The 22,144-nt window shown below is 54.8% G+C and carries 22 protein-coding genes and 1 pseudogene; 10 read left to right on the forward strand and 13 right to left on the reverse strand.

The window, feature by feature from the left end; all coding sequences use genetic code 11:
• Nucleotides 1–312 precede the first annotated feature (312 nt).
• Nucleotides 313–738: pseudogene (locus O146_RS13010) on the reverse strand (DUF3499 domain-containing protein); the annotation flags it as partial.
• A 107-nt stretch (nucleotides 739–845) separates the two neighbouring features.
• Here O146_RS13010 and O146_RS0106550 point away from each other — a divergent pair.
• Nucleotides 846–1,319 carry a metallopeptidase family protein gene (locus O146_RS0106550; RefSeq protein ID WP_023018258.1) on the forward strand — a complete coding sequence of 158 codons (474 nt, stop codon included), beginning with the start codon at nucleotides 846–848 and terminating at the stop codon, nucleotides 1,317–1,319.
• A gap of 39 nt (nucleotides 1,320–1,358) precedes the next feature.
• Here O146_RS0106550 and O146_RS0106555 read toward each other — a convergent pair whose 3' ends face one another.
• From O146_RS0106555 to O146_RS0106565, 3 genes are all read right to left on the reverse strand, one after another.
• Nucleotides 1,359–1,685 carry a WhiB family transcriptional regulator gene (locus O146_RS0106555; protein ID WP_021353645.1) on the reverse strand — a complete coding sequence of 109 codons (327 nt, stop codon included), beginning with the start codon at nucleotides 1,683–1,685 and terminating at the stop codon, nucleotides 1,359–1,361.
• 280 nt (nucleotides 1,686–1,965) lie between these two features.
• The gene (gene manB / locus O146_RS0106560) at nucleotides 1,966–3,036 is read right to left on the reverse strand and encodes a mannose-1-phosphate guanylyltransferase (RefSeq protein WP_023018259.1); all 1,071 of its coding nucleotides are present in this window, start codon (nucleotides 3,034–3,036) and stop codon (nucleotides 1,966–1,968) included.
• A 208-nt stretch (nucleotides 3,037–3,244) separates the two neighbouring features.
• Nucleotides 3,245–4,147 carry a glycosyltransferase family 2 protein gene (locus O146_RS0106565; RefSeq protein WP_023018260.1) on the reverse strand — a complete coding sequence of 301 codons (903 nt, stop codon included), beginning with the start codon at nucleotides 4,145–4,147 and terminating at the stop codon, nucleotides 3,245–3,247.
• A gap of 53 nt (nucleotides 4,148–4,200) precedes the next feature.
• Here O146_RS0106565 and O146_RS0106570 point away from each other — a divergent pair, with 53 nt between their 5' ends.
• The 4 genes from O146_RS0106570 (at nucleotide 4,201) to O146_RS0106585 (ending at nucleotide 10,198) form a co-directional block, all read left to right on the forward strand.
• On the forward strand, nucleotides 4,201–5,796 hold the full coding sequence (locus tag O146_RS0106570; protein WP_023018261.1) for an LCP family protein: 1,596 nt from the start codon (nucleotides 4,201–4,203) through the stop codon (nucleotides 5,794–5,796).
• Between the two features lie 90 nt (nucleotides 5,797–5,886).
• Nucleotides 5,887–6,597 (forward strand): TIGR03089 family protein, encoded by a 711-nt coding sequence (locus O146_RS0106575; protein WP_023018262.1) that lies wholly within the window; start codon nucleotides 5,887–5,889, stop codon nucleotides 6,595–6,597.
• Between the two features lie 128 nt (nucleotides 6,598–6,725).
• Entirely contained in the window at nucleotides 6,726–7,904 is a 1,179-nt protein-coding gene (locus O146_RS0106580) for an acetyl-CoA C-acyltransferase (protein WP_023018263.1), read from the forward strand.
• A gap of 2 nt (nucleotides 7,905–7,906) precedes the next feature.
• The gene (locus O146_RS0106585; RefSeq protein WP_023018264.1) at nucleotides 7,907–10,198 is read left to right on the forward strand and encodes a 3-hydroxyacyl-CoA dehydrogenase/enoyl-CoA hydratase family protein; all 2,292 of its coding nucleotides are present in this window, start codon (nucleotides 7,907–7,909) and stop codon (nucleotides 10,196–10,198) included.
• 96 nt (nucleotides 10,199–10,294) lie between these two features.
• Here O146_RS0106585 and O146_RS0106590 read toward each other — a convergent pair whose 3' ends face one another.
• The gene (locus O146_RS0106590; protein WP_023018265.1) at nucleotides 10,295–11,470 is read right to left on the reverse strand and encodes an acyl-CoA dehydrogenase family protein; all 1,176 of its coding nucleotides are present in this window, start codon (nucleotides 11,468–11,470) and stop codon (nucleotides 10,295–10,297) included.
• Nucleotides 11,471–11,637: 167 nt separating this feature from the next.
• Here O146_RS0106590 and O146_RS11355 point away from each other — a divergent pair, with 167 nt between their 5' ends.
• Nucleotides 11,638–12,282, forward strand: coding sequence for a TetR/AcrR family transcriptional regulator (locus O146_RS11355; RefSeq protein WP_081820600.1), 645 nt, complete (start codon nucleotides 11,638–11,640; stop codon nucleotides 12,280–12,282).
• Nucleotides 12,283–12,382: 100 nt separating this feature from the next.
• Here the strand turns inward: O146_RS11355 and O146_RS0106600 are convergent, their stop codons facing one another.
• The 4 genes from O146_RS0106600 to lepA all read right to left on the reverse strand — a co-directional run bounded on the left by O146_RS0106600 (nucleotide 12,383) and on the right by lepA (nucleotide 17,072).
• A complete protein-coding gene (locus O146_RS0106600) occupies nucleotides 12,383–13,264 on the reverse strand; it encodes an HpcH/HpaI aldolase/citrate lyase family protein (protein WP_027017998.1) in 882 nt (293 codons plus the stop codon).
• Between the two features lie 97 nt (nucleotides 13,265–13,361).
• Nucleotides 13,362–13,520 (reverse strand): hypothetical protein, encoded by a 159-nt coding sequence (locus tag O146_RS12615; RefSeq protein ID WP_153246426.1) that lies wholly within the window; start codon nucleotides 13,518–13,520, stop codon nucleotides 13,362–13,364.
• A gap of 27 nt (nucleotides 13,521–13,547) precedes the next feature.
• Nucleotides 13,548–14,999 carry a M20 metallopeptidase family protein gene (locus tag O146_RS11360; RefSeq protein ID WP_081703829.1) on the reverse strand — a complete coding sequence of 484 codons (1,452 nt, stop codon included), beginning with the start codon at nucleotides 14,997–14,999 and terminating at the stop codon, nucleotides 13,548–13,550.
• Between the two features lie 225 nt (nucleotides 15,000–15,224).
• Nucleotides 15,225–17,072: a translation elongation factor 4 gene (gene lepA / locus O146_RS0106615; protein WP_021353631.1), complete on the reverse strand. Its 1,848-nt coding sequence runs from the start codon at nucleotides 17,070–17,072 to the stop codon at nucleotides 15,225–15,227.
• Between the two features lie 104 nt (nucleotides 17,073–17,176).
• On the opposite strand from lepA, the gene O146_RS0106620 reads away from it, so the two are divergent.
• From O146_RS0106620 to O146_RS13100, 4 genes are all read left to right on the forward strand, one after another.
• Nucleotides 17,177–17,713: a type II toxin-antitoxin system PemK/MazF family toxin gene (locus O146_RS0106620; protein WP_021353630.1), complete on the forward strand. Its 537-nt coding sequence runs from the start codon at nucleotides 17,177–17,179 to the stop codon at nucleotides 17,711–17,713.
• Between the two features lie 271 nt (nucleotides 17,714–17,984).
• Nucleotides 17,985–18,251 (forward strand): 30S ribosomal protein S20, encoded by a 267-nt coding sequence (gene rpsT, locus O146_RS0106625; RefSeq protein WP_021353629.1) that lies wholly within the window; start codon nucleotides 17,985–17,987, stop codon nucleotides 18,249–18,251.
• A gap of 296 nt (nucleotides 18,252–18,547) precedes the next feature.
• A complete protein-coding gene (locus O146_RS12620; protein WP_021353628.1) occupies nucleotides 18,548–18,712 on the forward strand; it encodes a hypothetical protein in 165 nt (54 codons plus the stop codon).
• A 316-nt stretch (nucleotides 18,713–19,028) separates the two neighbouring features.
• Nucleotides 19,029–19,163 carry a hypothetical protein gene (locus tag O146_RS13100; protein WP_021353627.1) on the forward strand — a complete coding sequence of 45 codons (135 nt, stop codon included), beginning with the start codon at nucleotides 19,029–19,031 and terminating at the stop codon, nucleotides 19,161–19,163.
• Nucleotides 19,164–19,465: 302 nt separating this feature from the next.
• Here the strand turns inward: O146_RS13100 and O146_RS13105 are convergent, their stop codons facing one another.
• From O146_RS13105 to holA, 4 genes are all read right to left on the reverse strand, one after another.
• The gene (locus O146_RS13105) at nucleotides 19,466–19,597 is read right to left on the reverse strand and encodes a hypothetical protein (protein ID WP_274542794.1); all 132 of its coding nucleotides are present in this window, start codon (nucleotides 19,595–19,597) and stop codon (nucleotides 19,466–19,468) included.
• Between the two features lie 489 nt (nucleotides 19,598–20,086).
• Nucleotides 20,087–20,737, reverse strand: coding sequence for a LysE family translocator (locus tag O146_RS0106645; protein ID WP_027018000.1), 651 nt, complete (start codon nucleotides 20,735–20,737; stop codon nucleotides 20,087–20,089).
• Nucleotides 20,734–21,165, reverse strand: a complete 432-nt coding sequence (locus O146_RS0106650; protein ID WP_051619309.1) for an ankyrin repeat domain-containing protein — start codon at nucleotides 21,163–21,165, stop codon at nucleotides 20,734–20,736. Before O146_RS0106650 ends, O146_RS0106645 begins: the two co-directional genes overlap by 4 nt.
• Nucleotides 21,166–21,177: 12 nt before the next feature.
• Nucleotides 21,178–22,134, reverse strand: a complete 957-nt coding sequence (gene holA / locus O146_RS0106655) for a DNA polymerase III subunit delta (RefSeq protein ID WP_021353623.1) — start codon at nucleotides 22,132–22,134, stop codon at nucleotides 21,178–21,180.
• Nucleotides 22,135–22,144: the final 10 nt, after the last annotated feature.

Genomic DNA, 22,144 nt, shown 5'->3' on the forward strand with positions numbered 1-22,144 from the left:
AAAATCTGTCGTCGAAGAGTCACGCAACTCCGCCAGCATGGAATCAACGGGGTCCCCACCATTTTCGCTGGTGGATTGCTCAACAGCGCCCTGGCCATCCACAAAATCAGCAGCTTCGTCGGCAGCGTCTACCTTGTGGCCAGCGCCCGAATTGTCTGTAGATTCTGTAATTTCTGTGACCTCGGCTGCACTTGCGTCATGGATGAGATCTTGCTTGCCGACGCCCGCCCGCTGGCTTAGCGCGTGTCGGCTGCCATTCACGTTTACAGAAGGAGCGGTTGCCTCACTAGCGGAATCTTCGACAGAGTCAGTTTCTGGAACCACTTGCAAGTGCGCACGGCGCTGCTGTTTTTGTTCCACCACCCGTGGAACTCGGTGCACCGGGTGATTAGAGCGCTCCGGATCTGCCGCATCTGCGAATGCCGAAGTATGCGCAACCGGGCTCGCGTCCGGGTCTTCCACCAGACCACTAGTAACACGCCCGTTTTCCCGTACTGCCGCGGCAAGAGCGACCAGATCTTCTTCGTCGTCAATATCTATATCCCCGACGCGCACAATCTCCCACCCGATTGGCGCAGTGATTTTTTCCGAATGTTTCTGACATAAATCCCAACTATGTGGGTCAGGTTGCGAGGTCAACGGGCCAACTACCGCCGTAGATTCGGCATACGCATACGTCAGGGTTGCGAGTGCAGGCTGACCACAGCCAGGACGGGAACAGCGACGAATCTGGTTCACGCTCCCAAGTTTAAAGACTCATCGATCACACACGCAAACGGTAGTTCCGCAAGAATTTTCGGCGTGGCGCAACTAGTGCGCAAGCACACGAGTTCTATGCTGATTCCATGAGCAACAGCGCACAACTACGCCCCTACCGCAACCGCCATGGCCGTGGCTTGCGTGGCGTGGTGTTGCCGCAGCAAACCCCACGGTTTCGTTCACGTAGCCAGCAATTCGACATGGCTGCATTGGATGCCTTTAGCTCCATCCATGCTGCGTTCGCCCCGCAGCTAGAATCATTAGATCTTGCGGTTGATACCGTGCCACGAATGAACCTGGGCTCCGACTTAGCGCTGATCGATGATGAAATCTTCAGCGATGGGCCGGTGCCACTGGGACGGGTGCTACAACCAGGAATTGATGCACAGGGGCAACCCACGCGTGCACGCATTGTGCTATTTCGCAAACCCATAGAACAACGCGCAGCCACCAGCGAACAACGCCAGCAATTGCTACAAGAAATTCTGACGGTGCTGGTGGCGACTTATCTCAACCTTGATCCACACGATGTGGATGCACGCTACCCCTGGGGGGATTAACTCAGATACGGCCACACGGGCCATATAACCGCGAAAATGCTAGCCGATATCTCGCTTCAAGCGGCGACGCTCACGGTCAGATAGGCCACCCCAGATACCGAAGCGTTCATCGTGCTCTAAAGCGAACTCCAAGCACTCATCACGCACCGGGCAGGCCTGGCAAATACGCTTGGCTTCGCGGGTAGACCCACCTTTTTCCGGAAAAAATGCTTCCGGATCCGTCTGCGCGCACAGCGCCTGGTCTTGCCATTCTTGTTCTACCGCACCGAAGAGCTCTTCGATCGATAGAGCTGCCGCGCCGCCACGGAGAATGGCGTTTTTAGCCATATCGTCCACGCCGTGTCCTTTCTCCGTAGTTCCGTTCATATACTTCCAAAGATTAGACAATGAGACACTAAATATCGTCAACCCAGAATCCACTATCAGAACAGAAACCAGCAGAAAACCCCTGCAAAAGACCTCACCAGTCACAGCAGTAACAAAACCGCGACAAAGGGGGTAAATTGCAGGGGTACTATATATAGAGCCGGATCGGTTCTGAAAAACTAATCGGCAGGTGGGCGTTCATTCGTCACACAGAAGCAGAGCTTCTCTTCAGGCGTCGGCGTGTCGCTACCAGAGCATTCAGAAAAAAGTCGGAAGCGTTCTAAGCATCAGAGCTGAAGCGAATCCCAGTGTCCGGAATAATCACACCCGGCCACACACGCATGCCCGGCGCCAGTTCACACCGCGCACCGATCTGCGCTCCCTCTCCGATCACGCAGCCATCGACAATCGCATTTGCCCCAATATGTGCCCCATCTGCAATGATCGAATTCCGAATACGAGCACCCGGCTCAATTGTGGCACCAGCGAAAATCACCGAAGAGTCGATACGGCAGCCACCGCCGATTTCAGCCCCGCGCCCCACTGTGGTTCCTCCGAGCAACAGCACTCCTCCTGCCACTCCAGCGGCCGGATCTACCAGTGCCTCACCAGTCCGGCCTTCCAGTAGCGGTGAGCCCACGATTCCACGCACCAAATCCGACGAGCCCTGCACAAAATCATCCGGACGGCCCATATCTCGCCAGTACGCGGCATCAACATGGCCAACGACACTGCGGCCTTCGTCGAGAAGCCGCGGGAACGTTTCGCGTTCCACTGAAACATTGCGCCCGGCGGGAATCGAAGTGATCAAATCTTTCTTAAAGACGTAACAGCCCGCGTTGATCTGATCAGTCGGTGGATCTTCCGTTTTTTCCAAAAATGCCGTCACCTGGCCGTTGGCGTCCGTCGGCACGCAGCCGAAAGCACGAGGATCTGATACTCGGACCAAATGCATGGTCAAATCTGCATTCTTTTCTTCGTGCGTACGCAAAATTCCGCGCAAGTCGGTAGCTGCCAATACATCGCCGTTGAAGACCATGACGTTATCGCCACGCAGCTTGTCATAGACATTGCGGATACCTCCGCCGGTACCCAAAGCTTCTTCCTCAACGACGTATTCAATTTCTAATCCGAGTTCAGAGCCATCACCGAAATATTCCTCGAAAACCTCGGCCCGAAAGGACGTCGACAAGATCACGTGGTTGATTCCAGCAGCCTTGATGCGCGCCAATAAATGCTGCAGGAAGGGGTATCCGGCAGTCGGCAGCATCGGCTTCGGCGTATTGATGGTCAACGGACGCAGGCGCGTGCCCCGCCCGCCGACCAGAATCACGGCGTCGGTATTGCTCATGGCCCAAAATATATCTGTTGCGTGCGTCGATTCTGTGCTCACACACCGGGGCTCGCCCGATCAGACTCGAGGCCACATCTTCAAGGCTTCACAGCCAGGGATTCACAGCCAGGGGTTCACGGCCAGGGCCGACTGCGGCTGACTGCGGCCGGTTGCGGCTAGCCAGGCCCGAATGGCAGGACCGAATGGCGGGGCTGGGTGGAAAGTTTTAACCACGCGTCAAAATTTTGGCGCGCAAATACAACCCAGCGCGCAGGACTGCCCGCACCGGAGCTTGATACCAGTGTGGCAGTCGGTCGCAAAGATAACGGGCAGCCGATTGATGGTGCACGCGCAACATCGTCGCGGATACGCTTTCAGCCTCGGTGGAATGGCCTTGTGCATGACTGATCCGCGCCTTCGGACAATACACGTTGCTGTAGCCGGCACGGGCGAAGCGATCGCCAAGGTCAGTGTCTTCAAAATACATGAAATAGCGCTCGTCAAAGCCCCCAACCCGGGCGAAAGCTTCTCGCCGCACTAATAAGCAGGAACCAGACAGCCAACCAGCTTCGCGTTCCGTTTCCATATCCTCGCCTTGCCGGTAGCGCGCAGACCACGGGTTTGCAGGCCAGATATCCGCGAAAATCGCATGCCCAATGCCGTCTAGCAGGCTCGGTAATGCGCGAGCCGAAGGGTAGGTGCTCCCATCGCTTTCAATGATGCGTGGTCCGATAGCAGCAGCGTTCGGGTGCCGAGCAGCGCAGAGCAGAAGTTCGTCAATCGCTCCATCGTGGAACACCACATCTGGGTTAGTCAGCAGCACGAAATCGTCGGCAAGCGGAACTGGTTGTGTGCCACCAAGCGGAACACTCCCCACAGCCTGCACCCCGGCATTCATACCCGCGCCATAGCCTAGATTGCCACCAGTGGGATAAAACACCACATTTTCAAAGTCTGTAGCGGCTTGTTCAGGTGCGCCGTCGGTGGAGCCATTATCAGCCAGCACCACTAGAACTTGACGCTCGGTGGCCCCCGACAGTGAGTCCAACAGAGCGCGCAGGTGCTTACCTGGCGAATAAGTCACGGTGATTACCGGCAAACGGGATGCATGGTTTATTTGTTCAGACACAATGCGCTTTATGGTAACGGAAATGTGGCAGTTATGCCCTAAGCTTGAACAGCGTGAATGATCGTAATCGCTCCAGCAGAGAGATTCAGCCCGCCCCGAAATCCCGCTCAACAGTTAAACAGCGCGGTCCCGGTGGGCTTAAGGTCATTATCGCGTTGCTATCTGCCATCACGGTGTTAATCACCGGAGTGGGCTATTGGACGGTCGGTCGCGTTGGTTCCACTCTGACTTCTGCCGGCAACTTGGGGCTGAGCGATACCTCGCAGGGTTCCGGGGAACAAGCCCCTGATGGCGCAGTCGATATTCTCCTGGTCGGTTCCGATTCTCGCACAGACGCACACGGCAACCAGCTCAGCCGCGAAGAACTCGAGCGTCTCAATGCGGGCGAGTTTGCTGGCGAAGACAACACCGACACCATCATGCTGATCCGGGTGCCGAACGACGGATCCCAAGCAACGGCGATTTCCCTGCCCCGCGACACCTACATTCACGACGACGAGTTTGGCAACATGAAACTCAACGGGGTGTACAGCGCGCACAAGCAGGCATACGAAGAATCCGTTCCTGATACTGAGCACGATATCGATCAAGAACGGGAGGCTATGGCAGCCGGACGCTCCGGGCTGATCTCCGCAGTAGCAGATCTCACCGGCATTCAAGTTGATCACTACGCTGAAGTCGGTTTGCTGGGCTTTGTGCTTCTTACCGATGCTGTTGGCGGCGTCGATGTGTGTTTGCAAGAGCCAGTTGATGACCCCATGTCCGGAGCACATTTTCCTGGAGGAACTTCCACTTTGGATGGTCGCGACGCCTTGGCCTTCGTCCGTCAGCGCTACGGACTACCGCGTGGCGATCTCGACCGTATTGTGCGTCAGCAGGCGTTTATGGCCTCCCTAGTCAACAAGGTGTTGGAAACCGGCACATTGACTAACCCATCTACTCTGAACAAAATCTCAAACGCGGTGGAGCGCTCGGTCGTTATCGACGAGGACTGGGACGTCATGAGCTTTGCCACCCAACTATCAAATTTGGCCGGCGGCAATGTCACGTTCACAACCATCCCGGTGACCTCAATTGATGGAGTTGGCGATTTCGGCGAATCCGTCGTGACCGTTGATACCGAGCAAGTCCACGCGTTCATGGACCATTTGCTTGCCGACGATACGGCCGACGAAGAAGGCACCGACGATGATCCTGCCGGTGGTGGCCACGAATCCGTAGACGAAGGCGGCGAAGCACTCGTCGAGATGGTAGCTGCGGGGGCCCAGCTGCACATCCTGAACGCCCAAGCTCCAGCCGGAACTGCTGCAGCGACCGGTGCATGGCTGGACCAGCACGGGTATACCGTGGTTAATACTGCTAATGCGAATGAAGGGTTGTACTCGGTCTCGCAGGTTGTAGCCGCCAATCCGAGTGATCCACGCGCCCAAGCTCTCGCGGATCAACTGGGTATTTCGACGATAACGTCGAATGCGAACCTGGAACCAGATTCCATCGTCGTGGTGGTTGCACCGGATTACAACGGCCCCCTGCTTGAGGAAAAACTGGGGCAAGACGATGCCGACGCCGCTGTGGGCGAAGACTTCGGCAGCGTCGTCGATGCACCAGAAATCGATGCCGGCGGTAACGGCCCACGCTGCGTTCATTAGCAGCAGATCTGTCATAATTCAGCGGAATCTCCACCGGCGATACACAGCTAGCACACTGCATGCCCGCAGCCTGATCCCTAGGATGGGGGCATGGATATGTTGTCTCATTTGCTTGCCGATGACCCCGCGAGCCCACGGCTGACCGTCTATAACGAAGCCGATGACACCCGCATGGATTTTTCTGCTCAAACCACCGAGAATTGGGCATCCAAAATAGCGAATTTCCTGCGCGAAGAATTAGATCTCGACGAAAGCTCGGTAATCCTGTGCGACCTCCCAGTTTCCTGGCACACCGCGATGATTGCCTTGGGCGCGTTGGCTGCGGGAATTTCCGTACGCTTCGCTACTGACGACACCGCAGCCGACCATGCAGCCGCAGACACGACAACTGATTCGGTGACTGATTCGGGTGCCGAACCTGCAGTGTTTTTCACCAGCGCTGAAAAGGTAGCCGAATACGCTAATCATGGGGATGTAGTCGTCGTCACGAACGACCCCTTTGGACGCGGCTTGGAAGAAATGGGTGAACCGGTCCCAGAAGGCGTCATTGATTTCGGCCCAACGGTGCGTTTTTATGGCGATTTTTACCCTGGCCCCACCCGCCCGCTGGCAGAGATCGTGCGTCCCACTAGCGATGCCCAGCGTTTGCTGTCGACCGGTTGGACCGATTGGGATTCCTTCACCCGCCAGGTGCTTTCTCCCTTGGCCGCTGGCGGCTCCGCCGTGGTGGTGGCGGGCATGGCCTCTACGGATCGGCTAGCCGAGATCGCCGAGAATGAAAAAATCACCGCACGGGATTAGCCCTGATCGTTGCCGAAACCTGATTTGTGACATAGACTACGCTCCATAACGAATAACCATTCGTAAACGCTGTTTCAGCTGTTTCAGTTAATTCAGATGTTTCAGATGTTTTAACCGCGAGGAGTCGCATGTCAGAGATCTATATCGCCAGTGGTGCCCGCCTTCCGATTGGAAAGTTCCAGGGCTCACTCTCCAAACTCTCTCCTACCGAAATGGGCACCATTGCTGCAAAAGAAGCAATTGCGCGTGCCGGAATCGACCCCACTGCCGTTGAATCCGTGGTGGTGGGCAACGTAGTTCCCAACGTCCCATCAGATGTTTATCTTTCCCGCAAAATCGGCATCGAATCCGGGCTGAAAGATTCCTCCATCGCCTTCAACGTCAACCGCTTATGTGGCTCCGGCGCCCAGGCCATCATTTCTGCTAGTCAGCAAATCCTCACCGGCGACGCCGAACTAGCTCTGGCGGCAGGCGTGGAACACATGAGTTCTGCACCATACTCCGTCGAAGGCATGCGTACCGGTGGCCAAAAAATGGGGGACGGCCGTTTGCAAGACTGGATGCTCGGCGCGTTGTCTTGCCCATTCGGCACCGGCCACATGGGCGTGACTGCAGAAAACGTCGCCAAGGCCTATGGCATCTCCCGGGAGCGCCAGGACGAATTCGCTGCGGAATCTCAGCGTCGCGCCGCCGCTGCCCGCGATAACGGCGTGCACAAAGAAGAAATTGTGCCAGTCACCCTGCACACCCGCCAGGGCGAGGTCACTTTCGACTTTGACGAACACGTACGCGAAACCTCACCAGAAGCCCTGGCCAAACTGAAGCCGGCTTTCCAAAAGGACGGCACCGTCACGGCTGGTAACTCCTCTGGCATCAACGACGGCGCGGCTGCCCTGCTCCTGGGCACCGAGTCCGCCCTGAACCAGCACGGTTCTCAACCACTAGGTCGCGTGGTCTCTTGGGGCATCGGTGGCGTCGACCCCACCAAGATGGGCTTGGGCCCAATCACTGCCGTACCCAAGGCACTGCAGAAGGCCGGTTTAAGCCTGGACGATATCGACCTTATTGAATCCAACGAGGCATTCGCGGCACAAGCCATCGCCGTACAAGATGAACTGGGCTTCGATCCAGAAAAGACCAACGTGCACGGCGGCGCTGTAGCCCACGGACACCCGGTAGGCGCATCCGGTGCAATCTTGACTGTCAAGATCCTGCACCACCTGCGTGCGACCGACAAGAAATACGGTCTGGTCACCATGTGCATTGGTGGCGGACAAGGAATTGCACTGATTGTGGAGGCTGTATAAACATGACCACCAAGATCATCACGAACCCAGAACCAACCACCGTAGATGCCCCAGTGAAAAAAGCTGCCGTCATCGGCGCCGGCTCCATGGGCGCAGGCATCGCGGCTCTGATGGCCAGTGCTGGAATTCAGGTCACTCTGCTGGACATGGCCGACGAAGGCGATTCCCATGAGGAGCGCAGCGCACGAGCCTACAAAGGGATTGAAACCCAGAAAAATCGCAAAGGCTTTGTGCACCCCAAGTTCGTGGAAAATATTTCCGCTGGGAACACCACCGAAGACCTGGACAAGCTGCATGAATGCGACTGGGTTGTCGAGGCCATTTTCGAGGATCTCGACGCCAAGCGCTCGCTGTATGAAACCGTCGCCCCTCATTTGAACGAGCACGCGCTGCTGTCGTCAAATACTTCCACCATCCCCTTGGCAGAACTAACGGCAAAGCTGCCTGACGTCCTGGCCAGCCGTTTTGCCATCACACACTTTTTCAACCCGCCACGCGTGATGCGCCTGGTCGAAATCGTCGAGGGCGAAAAAACCAGCGCAGCTACCCTGCAAACGTTGAATACCGCTGCTGAGCAGCAACTGGGCAAGGTCGTGGTTGACTGCCGCGATACCCCTGGTTTCATCGCCAATCGTCTGGGCTGTTTCTGGTTGGGTTCCGGCGCAGAACTGGCGATGGAACAAGGCATTTCTTATGAGCTTGCCGACGCCGTATTCTCCAAACCTTTCGGCATTCCTCGTACAGGTGTTTTCGGTTTGTTGGACTACATCGGCCTCCAGCTGGTGAAACCAATCTGGTCCTCGCTGACCAACGCGTTGCCAGAATCCGACCGGCTGCACCAGTTCAATCTGGGAAAAAACGATGTCATCAATGGTCTCGTGGATCGCGGACTCACCGGGCGTACCGGTGATGGCGGCTTCTACCAGGGCCGGGACAAGGTGATCCAAGCAGACTTCAGCTATGGCGAGCGTGAGACCCCAGAAGATCCTGCTACAAAGCACAAGGATGCTGCCGCAGTCATCACCGAAGATAGCCCCGGTGGCCGCTATGCCCGCGATCTATTCGCTGCGACACTAGGCTACTGCTTGGAAACAGCAGAAGAAATCGCCGATACCGTCGAGCTAATGGATAAGGCCATGGTTTTGGGCTACGGCTGGAAGCAGGGCCCTTTTGCTTTGGCAGATTCAATCGGTCTAGAAAAGGTGGCAGAACTTTACGACGAAACACCTTCCCTGCTGCAGGCTGCCATCACAGCCGGAGGTTTCTACCCAGAAGTCGGCAAGGTGCTGGCCACCGACGGATCTGTTGCAGAGACCAAAGATCGCACTGGTGTGGTCACCGTTAAGGAATTGCTCGCCTCAGGCCAAGCCAAGACCGTGCGCGAAGCCGAAAAAGTCCGAGTGCATCTGTTAGATAATGGCGTCGGCATTCTGGACCTGCAGACCTCGCTAAACTCACTAAGCCAGCCAGCTCTGAACTCGATTCGTTCGATCGTGGACGATGCCGACCAGCTGGGTATCCAAGCATTGGTTGTGGGCAACGACGAGCAACGTGCATTTTCTGCGGGGGCAGACCTGACATCCATTGCCAAAGCAGGTGAAAGCGACGATACCCAGCGCATTGATGATCTAGTGCGCAATGGCTCGCAGGTAATGCGTATTCTGCGTAATGCACCATTCCCCGTCGTTGGTGCAGTCCGGGGAGCTGCCTTAGGTGGTGGCTCTGAGCTTTACCTGTCCTGTGACCGCGTCGTCGTCCATGCAGATACCAAGGTGGGCTTCCCGGAACGCAACGTCGGCTTGTTCCCGGCTTGGTCCGGTACCGTCTCCCTACTGGAACGCATGCAGTGCCTGTACGACGATTACCACCAGCGTGCGTTTGACGTGATCACCGATGCTAAACCACTACCAAATATGTATTTTGCAGCAGAATACGGCTTTATCCGGGAAGGCGATGCCATCTTGATGTCGCCGGATCACGTACTGGGTTATGCCATTGAGCAGGCCGCAAGCATGATCGACGGCTATCAGCCACGTGAGGACACCACGATCGCTTTGTACTCTGGCGCTACCCCGCTGGATGAGGGCTGGCCGATTGCGGGAATGACAGACAATGATCATGTCATTGCCCGCCAGCTGGCGAAGCACTACACCGCCGCTGACGGTGTCAGTGAACTAGGCTTCGACGAATTCGCTGACCGGGAAGTCGAGCACGCCGTACCGCTGATTGCACTGCCAGCAAACGTGGAACGCGCTATGCACATGGCGAAAACTCGCAAGCCGCTGAACAACTAGGCCTGGATAGCACAGGCACAGCGCCGTTCTTGCTAAGGGCTACACCTACTACACCGTAGTAGGTGTAGCCTCCCGAGGTAGCTAGCGTTAAGCACGTTATTTAAACGCGCCCACGCCAGTGATCTTTTTACCAATGATGAGTGACTGCACCGTGTCGGTGCCTTCGTAGGTGTGATAAGCCTCGATATCAGCAAAATGACGGGCAATATTATTATCTAACAAAATGCCGACGCCACCGAGCATGTCACGGGCATCAGCAGCGACTTTGCGAGCGCCACGAGTACAACGCAACTTGTTAAAGGAAGCCTGTTCGCCGGTGAGCTTGCCAGAGGCATTGAGTTCAGCGATGTGACGATTCAACAGCATCATTTGGCTGATCTCCAACTGCATATCTACCAAACGCTGCTGAATGATCTGGCTTTCAGACAAGCGACGCCCAAACTGGATACGCTCGTCTGCGTATTCTCGCGCTTTTTCATAACACGCAATGGCCGCACCCAACGCAATCCAAGCCACCCCAGTACGCGTAGCCATCAGCACGGCTGCGGTGTCTTTGAACGTTTTCGCGTTTTGCAGTTGGTTTTCTGCGGGAATGCGCACATCCTTGAGCTTGATGTGTGCCTGGTGGATAGCGCGCAATGAGATCTTATTTTCGATAACCTGCGCGTCGTAGCCCTTCGCATCCTGTGGCACGATGAAACCAGAAACCTCGCCGTCTTCAGTGCGGGCCCACACTACGGAAATGTCCCCGCCCTTACCCAGGCCGATCCATTTCTTCTCCCCGTTGAGCACCCACTCATCGCCATCGCGGGCAGCCGTGGTCTCTAGAGCAATCGAATCCGAACCGTGGTCTGGTTCCGTCAACGCGAAAGCACCCAGTAGCTCACCCTTGGCCATCTTCGGCAAATATTTATCTTTTTGTTCCTGCGAGCCACACATATCAATTGAGCGCATCGCCAACCCCGCTTGCACCGCCAGAATCGTGGCGACGGAGCCATCGATACGGGCGACTTCCATCAGCGTTAAGCCAGAACCCAAATGCGACAAAGTTTCATGACCGGGCACATCCAAGCCGTCGGTGAGCAGATCGCGTTCTACGATTTCTGGAATCAAATCAAACGGAATTTCTGCACGTTGCCAGTAATCGTTGATGACAGCCTCAACCGGTTCACGCAAGCTTGCTGCCCGCTTCCAGGCGTTGAGGTCGGCTTCTGGGATATCGTTGAATACACCGAGCAGGTCTGTGCCTGTCGCAAGCGGGTTGGTGGACATGGTTCAGTCACTCCTTAAAGCGAATCATCGTTAGTATTAAGAGTGACTCACATCGCACTAATAGTCAAGCGGAATGCTCGTAACATTTTCTGGCATGCTTAACTAATAGTGCGTCGTCACCAATAGTGCGTCGTCGCCAACCAGACTGACTAGGAGGCATATACCTCATGGCAAATCCAAAACGTCGAGCACAAATTGCCGAAGCCGCAATGCAGCTTTTCGACGAGCGCGGTTACCACGCCACCGGCATGGAAGACATCGCCACGGCCGTCGGCATGCGGGCCTCCAGCCTGTATAACCACTACAGGTCAAAACAAGAAGTACTGGCGGATATCGCGATTAGCTCTATGGAGGCATTGCTGCGCTTCCATGCGACTGGCTATTCGCCTATGAAAACCAGCGCCGACAAGCTTTTTGCCAGCATGAAATATCACACCATATTCCATGCAGAACAAGCTCAGCGAGCACGCATCGTCAATAACGAAATCCGTGCTTTGCAAGAGCCTTCACGGTCCATCGTCGTACAGATGCGACGTGATTATGTGGCCCGGTGGATGGCGATTGTGCGCGAAGGTATCGATTCTGGGGTCTTTGTTGCCGACGACATCAAGATCGTGTCCTGGGCGCTCATTGATATGGGCATCGGTGTCTCGCAATGGTACGCCGATGGTGGGCGACTCAGCAGTGAAGAGCTCGGCGATATGTACGGCCGCATCGCCTTACGTCAGCTGTGCAAGCCCAGCGCGCATAACGTCCACGACACCTCCAGTCCCAATAGCCAATCCCCGATCACGGACAATGAGCACGACTAAATCCCGCGCCCAGGTCTACAGCGGCTTAAATATTTAAGCTTGCAGCCTTGTGCGCGGGACTCCTTAGCCCTGAAAATTCTTGCCGACTATTACTTACCTACTACTGCTTACCGGCCTTAGCCAGCAAATCCAGTGCACGACGATAGATCGGGGCATCAACATAGTTACCGGATTCTAGCTCTACCGAAGATTCCTTACGCGCTACAGCTTCTTCAAATTTCTCCACGGCCTCACGTGCCCAGGCGATAGCGCTATCTGATGGCTTAAACGCCGCAGTAACAATCTTGCACTGCGATGGGTGGATACACAATTTGCCGCTAAAGCCCAACGCACTGGCGTAGTGGGTGGCATCCACCAGCCCATCTTCGTTAGCAACGTTGAAATACGGAGTATCCACCGGTGGCGATAACCGGAAAGCGACGGAGGCGGTGGCCAGCGTCGAACGGGCGAATAGCAAAGCATCCCGGTTCGAGTGGTTCACACGTAGCTGCTCGGAATAATCGCCCGCACCAAAGGCCAACTGGGACACTCCACGGGTGGAAGCAATCTCCGCAGCGTTAACAATGCCGCGGGCGGTTTCTACCAAAGCCACGATTGGTACCGGAGCGCCGTCCGAGTCTTTCAATAACTGCTTGGTTTCTGTCATCGCCTTGGACTCGTTAACCAGCGGCTGCATAACAAAATCCAGTTGATCAGATACCGCCTGAAGTGCTTCCAGGTCCTTCGGATACTCCTGCGAGTTCACGCCATTAATACGCACACCAATCAACACCGGCTTATGCGCGGCAATGATATCTGAGCTCTGGCCAGAAGAGTATTCCTCGATAAACGAGACAATATTCTGCCGAGCACGCGCCTTGTTCTCTGGTGCACAAGAATCTTGCAAGTCGAAAACGATCGAATCGGTCCCACAATCTACAGCCTCTTGGAAGCTATCAGGGTGGTCACCGGGAACAAACAGAGGCGAAACGAGTGAAATCATATCTTTGAGTCTACGTGAGGAAGATCAACAATACGGCTTTAGGATTCAGATTTCCCGTCCCTGACTTAACCAGGCACATACCAAAATTCGCAGGCCGCTAGTGCGCGTGAATCATCCGGATCAAGCCACCATCCACAACATGTTCATCACTGCGTTCTGGTTGCAGCGCATACGCGGTTAGCTGCTGAAATTGTGCTTCTTGTTGAGCGGAAAGCCCGCAGCCCGGTGCGGGCTGCTGCGAATCTGCGTGCCACATGGCTAACAGCATAACGGGCCAGGCGGGTTAACGGCCATTCCGGATAGCACTCGCTCGTCCTTTCGCTTCCCGCGCGGCGCGCACGCTTGCGGAAGGATGCTTATCTTCTGTCGCCAAACGTTCAAACGCCAAGGCAGCTAATGCCGCGGCCTGATCCCCCAGGATCGAATCATTGAAATTAATCTTCGGTGAGTGATTCCAATCGCGCAGATGCTCCGGCTTGTCCGGATTTGCGGTACCCAAGAACATGAAAGTTCCTGGCACCTGGGCCAACACAAAACCGAAGTCTTCCGAGGCCATCATCGGCGCCTCAAAGGGTTGCACGGCCTCTTCCCCGAACATTTCGCCCCATACAGAGGCCGCGAATTTGGTTTCCCGAGGATTAGTCTTCGTCGTTGGGTACAGCACCTGGAAATCAATATCTACAGAACAGCGATGCGCGGCGGCGACGTTACCGGCTACCTCGGCAATCATTTGGCGTACCGCATCAATCTTTTCATCACGCAGCACCCGCACGGTCGCACCCAAAGTTGCGGTGTCTGGAATCGCATTAAACGCTCCTTCTCCGGCTCGCACGTTGGTCACCGTCACCACAATGGGATCCAGCGCATCAAAACGACGGGTGATAGCCAGCTGCAAGGACGTCTGAATCTCTGCCAACGCTAACACAGGATCAATAGCATCATGCGGGCGAGAGCCATGCCCGCCTTTACCAGTGACAGTAATGGTCAAGTTCGATGATGAAGACATCATCGGCCCTGGCACATAGTGGAAAGTGCCGTAATCCTGCGGGCCAACATGGATACCGTAGGCCGCAATTGGGCGCCGACCAGCAGCATCCAGTACGCCTTCTTCAATCATGGGCGCTGCCCCACCCGGGCCTTCCTCGCCCGGCTGGAACATGAAAATCACGTCACCGGCTAGTTCTTCCCGGTAGCGGCACAGGATTTTCGCTGCTCCGACCAAACCTGCGGTGTGTAAATCGTGGCCACAGGCATGCATGTAATCATTTTTCGAAGCAAAAGGCAGGTCCAGACGCTCACGTACTGCCAAAGCATCCATGTCGCCACGCAGCAACACGGACACGGGGTGCTCGCCTCGCTTCCCGCCACGCAACACCGCGATCACAGAAGTCAGTTCCCTGCCAGTGGTAATTTCCAACGGCAAACCCTCTAGCTCACGCAGTACCTTTTCTTGGGTGCGTGGTAGATGCAAGCCGATTTCTGGATGCTCGTGGAGGTCGCGGCGTAGTTCTTGCAGCTCACTGATGATTTCGCTGGCGGCACCACGGAATAATTCCCCGACCGGTTGGCCACCAACAGTAGCCCGCACGAATTCCAAAGGGTCTTGTGCCTGTGCCGCGCGCTGCGGAAGCCCTTGCCCCTGAGCCTGTGGCTGCCCAGGGCTAACTGGGCGCCCGACGCGCCCTGGGCTGGCGGAACGGCGATTGTTTAGCGGATTAAACTCTGGCTGTTGCAATTCTGGGCCGGGCACGTGAAGTAACACTTCCTTCGCTAAGAAACCACACCGCGCACAAGACGTCTCAGGAAACTACGCGTGCGCGACGCGAGTCGGTAAAACACTTATGCCCTTCCACAATAGTGAATTTTGGGAGCAGTTACCGACTGCGTCTCATTAGCACCAGCCATCGGTCACTAGACGCGACTAATAGCAGTGCCTAACAGCGGCACCTAATGGCAGCACCTAATCACCATCAGTCGACAGTGCCGCCACGAAAGCTTCCTGTGGCACGTTCACCGACCCCAGTGACTTCATGCGCTTTTTACCGGCTTTCTGCTTTTCCAACAGCTTCCGCTTACGCGAAATATCGCCGCCATAGCATTTCGCCAACACGTCCTTACGCATCGCACGAATGTTTTCACGGGCAATAATCTTCGCGCCAATAGCCGCCTGCACCGGCACTTCGAATTGTTGGCGCGGAATAAGTTCTTTCAGCTTCTTCGTCATCTTGTTGCCATAGTGATATGCATGCTCGCGGTGCACGATTGCACTGAAAGCGTCGACAGGATCACCCTGCAACAAAATATCGACCTTAACCAGATCCGCCAACTGCTCACCGGCCTCCTCGTAGTTCAACGAGGCATAGCCTTTGGTGCGAGATTTCAGCATGTCGAAGAAATCAAAGATGATCTCACCCAACGGCATCGTGTAGCGCAACTCGACTCGGTCTTCAGAAAGGTAGTCCATGCCACCCATTTGTCCACGCTTGGACTGGCATAGCTCCATGGTCGGCCCGACGAAATCCGCTGGCACAATGATGGTCATTTTCACGATCGGCTCATAGACCGCATCGTGCTTACCCTCTGGCCAGTCCGCAGGATTGTGCACATACTGCTCGGTGCCGTCTTCTTTGACCACGCGATAAGTCACCGAAGGCGCGGTGGAAATCAAGTCCAGGTCGAATTCACGTTCCAGACGGTCGCGGGTAATTTCCATGTGCAGCAGCCCCAGGAATCCGCAGCGGAAGCCGAAGCCCAGCGCGACGGAAGTTTCTGGTTCAAAGGTCAGTGAGGCGTCGTTAAGCTGGAGTTTTTCTAGCGCATCACGCAGGTCAGGGAAATCTTCCTGCGAGATCGGAAACATGCCCGAATAAACCATCGGTTTGGGTTCGTCATAGCCCTGCAGTGGTTCCTCGGCTCCTTTGTTGGCCCAGGTAATGGTATCGCCAACTTTGGTCTCACGAACGTCTTTTACACCCGTGATGACGTAGCCAACTTCACCAGGGCCTAAGCCTTTACAAGAGGTTGGCTTTGGCGAAACGATGCCCATATCCAGAATTTCCAGGTCTGTCCCGGTATTCATCATGCGTACTTTTTGCCGTGGCTTCAACTGGCCATCGACCACCCTGATATAGGTAACGACACCACGGTAGACGTCGTAGACAGAGTCGAAGATCATTGCGCGGGCGGGCGCGTCGTCTGGATAATCTGTGTGTGGTGGCGGTGTCAGTTCGACGACTTTGTCCAGCAGCTCAACCACACCTTCGCCGGTTTTTCCGGAAACATGCAGGACATCTTCTGGTTCACAACCGATGATGTTCGCCAGCTCTAGGGCATATTTCTCTGGATCTGCGGCAGGCAAGTCAATCTTGTTGAGAACTGGAATGATCTCCAGCTCGTGTTCCATTGCCAAGTACAAGTTCGCCAAAGTCTGCGCTTCGATGCCTTGGGCTGCGTCGACAAGCAAAATGGCTGCCTCACAGGCATCCAGGGCCCGGGAAACTTCATAGGTGAAGTCGACGTGGCCGGGAGTGTCATTCATCTGCAGCACGATTTCTTCACCCTTATGCGGGCCGGACGTCGGTACCCACGGCAAGCGCACAGACTGCGCTTTAATCGTGATGCCACGCTCACGCTCAATGTCCATGTTGTCGAGGTACTGATCGCGCATATCACGCGCATCAACGACGTTGGACAATTGCAGGATGCGGTCCGCCAGGGTGGATTTACCGTGGTCAATATGCGCAATGATGCAGAAGTTGCGCAGGCGCTCGGTTTCGGTGAACGTCTGCGCTGCAAAATTTTTCGACATTACTTCCTCGGACTACCTCTCGTTGTAAACTCCCACCAGCCTACCGAACCACGCCGCAAGGAAAATAGCCAGGACAGCTAAGCGCAATAGCTAGGATGACTAGTATGTCTGCAGCACGGCGGAAAAATAAACGCTGGTCGCCATCCAGCCCCAACGAAGACCTGTTGGAAAAAGGTCTGGCACTAATTAACCAGCGCCTAGGCATGCAGAACACCGTGTCGCGCTCAGTGGCGCGTGCCGCAGCAAAAATTCAAGTATGGAAATCCCGCGCACTGACCCGCACAATTTTCTACGCCCCCGATATGGATGGACACGCTGATTCCGGCGAGGTCGTATGGGTTTGGACACCCACCGACGGCATCGATTCCCCACCACGCGAACGCGCAGTGTTGATTGTTGGGCGGACGAATAGCAGCGTGCTGGCCTTGTTAATCTCGCCGAATCCTACGCATGATCACGATCCGCGGTGGACCAGCATCGGCACCGGGGAATGGGATGAAGCAGGTCGGCCCTGTTGGATTCGGGTGGATCGCGTGCTCGAGATCCAAGAGCAATATTTGCGTCGGCAAGGCGTGTTATTTCCTAGACGACGTTTTGAACGGATCGCCAACCGGCTGCGCAACGAACATCAATGGAATTAGTCGGTACGCGATACAGCGTGACGTGGCAAGGCAATAGACAAGACACGGCGAAGTGAAATGAAGTGGGATTATCGGCCTAATTCTGCTAGGCTCTACAGGGTTGCTCGTCTGTCGAGCTGCACCAAGCGGGGCGGTCAGGACCTTGGGTCCGCCCGATAACGGTTTGGTGACGCGCATCTAGGGTCAGTTTCGGCTGATCGTAATGCTGGAAATGCTTAGGCAGAATGAGTTTTCACGTCAATGTCTATCGACTATAAGAGGTATCTTCACCATGGCAAACATTAAGTCCAAGCAGAAGCGCGTAATCACTAACGAAAAATCGCGCCGTCGCAACCAGCACGTTCGTTCCCGCGTTCGCACCATGATGCGCAACTTCCGCTCCGCTGTTGAAGCTGGCGACAAGGCCGTCGCGGAAGAGAAGCTGCGCGTAGCTTCCCGCGAGCTGGACAAGGCTGTTTCCAAGGGCGTTTTCCACCGCAACACCGCCGCTAACAAGAAGTCTGGCATGGCCAACCTTTTCAACAAGATGGAAGGCTAAGCTAGTTTCTAGCTCAGTCAGTTTCTCACTGAATAGCTGCTAGTCTTGCGCGGTCACCAAAAAGAACCGGCCTGGGTTACTGCACACCCGGGCCGGTTCTCTAGTTTTACAGTCACAACGCTTGAAACTATCCTTAACTTTAGCGGTTAACCTTAGTTTTGCACATGATACGTAAAACATATTTGATATTTCCCACCAAAAGCCCTTAAAATTGGGAGCGCAATGCAAGGATAAACCCGTCTATCTCCGGGATTTTGAATTGCGCAACATTCATAAGGACATCAAGGAGAAGACTTATGCCTTTGCCTAAAGTAAACCCAATGGACCCAACCAACCCACTCGTTGCCGATGCACAGGCATCCAGCGTCGGTAACTTCATCGAGGCTATCGGCGTTAACATCGCCAATGTAATCTCTGGCTTCGCCGAGGCTTTCATTCAGGCCTTCGGCTCCAGCTTCTAATTTAGGCAAATAAGCCTAATGCCTTGGTCTAAATTCACTTAGACCAAATCTGCCCGTCAGCGCTTAAGCGTTGGCGGGTTTTTCCTATTCACGGCATTTTTCTACTTCTTATGTAAATATTAAATTAGCAAAGCATAATATTACTAGATTGCGGTTTTTATCACAGTAGAATCTTTCGACCTGGGATTTTTCAGTTTCTTACTGGGAATCATTTGCTCAATATATTTCCCTGCCCCTAGAGTTGGGGGCGCAATACAGGGCGAGCCTAGAACAACAAGCGTTCGACCTGATTCATCTCTACATTTAAGGAGTCCCCATGGACAAGCTTCCTGCAGACGCACCAACCACCACCGGCATCCTGGCTTTCATCGAACAGATCGGCGTGGGCATCGCATCCGTCATCTCCGCTATCGCTGAGCCTTTCATTCAGCTTTTCGGCTCCAGCATCTAATTTAGGCCAAGGCCAAAACAACCGATTGGGAACCCCTACCCCAGTCAATGCCTAAGGCGGCTAACACAACAGTGTTAGCCGCCTTCACAATTACCCAGCAAGCAACTCAACTTGCCCATCGCGCCAGCCCCTGGGTCAACAACTCCAGGTACAACAACACATTCCTAAAGGAAAGTGTTGCAACGACTCTCTGAACTCACGGCGCAGCCTTAAATGCAAAAACTCCCCAGCGGAAAACCGCTGAGGAGATCTCAAAGTAACGGCAGGAACTTAGAGCCCCACCGCAGCTGTTAAACAGTCAATTACTTGGAGGAGCTCAGAACGTTGGTGAAAACGCCGGAAACGCCAGCGAATACGAACTTAGCAGCCTCGATGAGGTAACCAGCAACGCCGCTAGCGGTGGTGGACAGGTTAACTAGAACATCGTTGATCATGGTCAACAATCCTTTCATATGAAACGAACGGTACGTGACATAGCTTAACAAGCTACAGTCCACCGCCCATAACCCAACGAAAATATATAAATCCATAAGGCTCGCGTTAAACAAAAAGGTTTTTCTGCAAGTAAATGCGAAGAAATCAAATTAACTGCGCTAAAAATCCCGTTTGAACTGTATGAACTCGAACGTAATATTTTTTGTTTTCCACTTTTTATTTTCGTTACAAGCTACCCCCAGATTAGTGCGTTACAGATTCAGATGCCCCATATTTTTGGGGCATAGTACGCTGTCTAAAAGAATCCTATCCCCCGATAGAAATCGGTTTTAGTTACGATCTCACTGCTTATTGCTTAAAAAGGCATGAAAATGCACCCAACCAATCCAGATTGGGCGCATCCAGAGTATTTTCAACGGCTTCCAAGCATTACTTGGCTCCAGATTTTGCAGGTGCCCTATGCCCTCTTTCGCTCTTGGCTCTATAGCCTAAGCCCAAATCATTGTCACAAGCCCGTTAATAGCCAGAGAGCCGCCAATAACCATAAACAGCACTCCAGAAGCAATATCAATCCACGGCCCGGCGGCTAATACACGACGACGTACTGCCTTCGTCGACAAGAAGAATGCCACAACCACAAACAACAAAAACGCTGAAAGTGTCAACGCCGCAATCACAGCAATGGACAAACCAATCGATGGGCTTTGCGGCAACAACGGCGCCACAATTGCCGCTAGGAACAGTACAATCTTCGGGTTCGCGATATTCGTCAACCAGCCAGTTTTAAACGCAGACTTTAACGAGCCCAAACGTAGCGCAGCGTCGGCCAGATCCACCGGCTTGGTGCTACGGTCGCGCCAGCCGGCCATAGCCATATTCCGCCCCATCCAGATCAACGCGATACCACCAATCAGCTGTACAAAGGCCAGCACAGACGGATAGGCAGTCAAGATCGCAGCCGCCCCAAACACCGTCAGGCTAGTCCACATCACCACCCCCAGCTGAATGCCTAGCGCAGCAGCTAATGCGTGCGTCCGCGATCGCGTCGCCAAGCGCATGATCAAAATCATGTCCGGACCGGGGCTGGCAGCTCCAGCGAGATTCAGCGCTAACAGGCTAGCCCACTGTGCCAGCGTCACTTGGTATTCTCAAAACGCTCGAGCAAGTCCGCACGCTCAAACATGCGCGCAGTATCCACCGCCGTCGGGTACCCGTGGTTCGGATCTGCCCCGGCTGCGAGCAACGCGTCTACCACCGCATCTTCCTTCTTGAACACCGCGCCAGCTAATGGAGATTGGCCGCGGTCATTGAGCTTGTCGACGTCTGCCCCACGCTCAGCCAAGCCACGCACCAAATCAGCGTGACCATGATAGGCAGCCATCATCAGCAGGCTGTGGCCTTCATGATTAACCAAATCCGCGTTCAGACCATGCTCAATGTATTCGAGCAACGTGGTATCACCGGCTCGTGCGAAATCAAAAAGCTTAGTGGCGAATTCCTGCAACTGCAGATCATCTGCTGGTTCCGGTTGTTTCGTAGCGTCTTTTTCTGTGTCTTTTTCAGTCATAGCGCCACAATTTTAGCGCGCAAGCTCCGAAATTTTCCGCACCGCTGATTCCAACGCGTACTCGGCGTCGCCTCCCTGGCCTTTCACCTCAGCATCCAACTCAGCAATAATCATCACCGCCTGCGATACATTTTCGCCCCGCCACCGGCGCGCCACCTTCAATGATTTATCCACCAGCCACGGAGGCATTCCCAATTGTCCAGCGAGTTTTTGCGCATTACCGCCATGCTCTGAATACAAACGCGCCACCGTACCCACCTTGCTCGCCAACGCATAGGCCAGTTTCACCGGTGGTTCTCCCAACTGCAGGGCGCGTCGCACCGAAGCCACTGCTTGGGAAGTGTGGCCGGCTACTGCAGCATCTGCGATATCGAAACCGGATACCTCTGCCACGCCTTGATAATACTCGCGTACTGCGGCCTCGGTGACGTTTCCATTGGTATCGGCAACCAGCTGACTCACCGCCGAGGCAAGTTCACGTAAATCCGATCCCACCCCTTCCAACAGGCTGTGAGTAATTTCCGGGCCCACCCGCACGTTGTGTCGCCGGAATTCCTGGGTCAGCCAATTGGCACGCTCAGAGGGCTTTAGCTTGGCCACGCGATGAGTCTGCGACAATTTTTCAATCTTTTTCATTATCGCCTGATTTCGCCCACCACCGGCATAGACAATGATGATGGTGACCGAAGGCGCTGGGTTCACACACGCATCCAACAACAAATTCAATGGTTCTTTTCCAGCGGTTTCTGCATTGGTGACCACCACAATCCGCTCATCGCCAAATAACGACGGGCTGGTGGCTTCAATAAGCTCCGGGCCGGTAATATCCCCGGCGCGCAACGTAGTTTGGTGAACCTGCTCGCCATCAGCGGCATTATTGCGGACTTCCGCCGTCAAGTCTAAGCGCACGCGCTCCGCCAAAAATTCTTCGTCTCCAATAATTAACTGGACGCTGGAATTCAATGCCATGCTTCCTATC

It is taken from the genome of Corynebacterium pseudodiphtheriticum DSM 44287, from assembly GCF_000688415.1.
Lineage (GTDB): Bacteria > Actinomycetota > Actinomycetes > Mycobacteriales > Mycobacteriaceae > Corynebacterium > Corynebacterium pseudodiphtheriticum.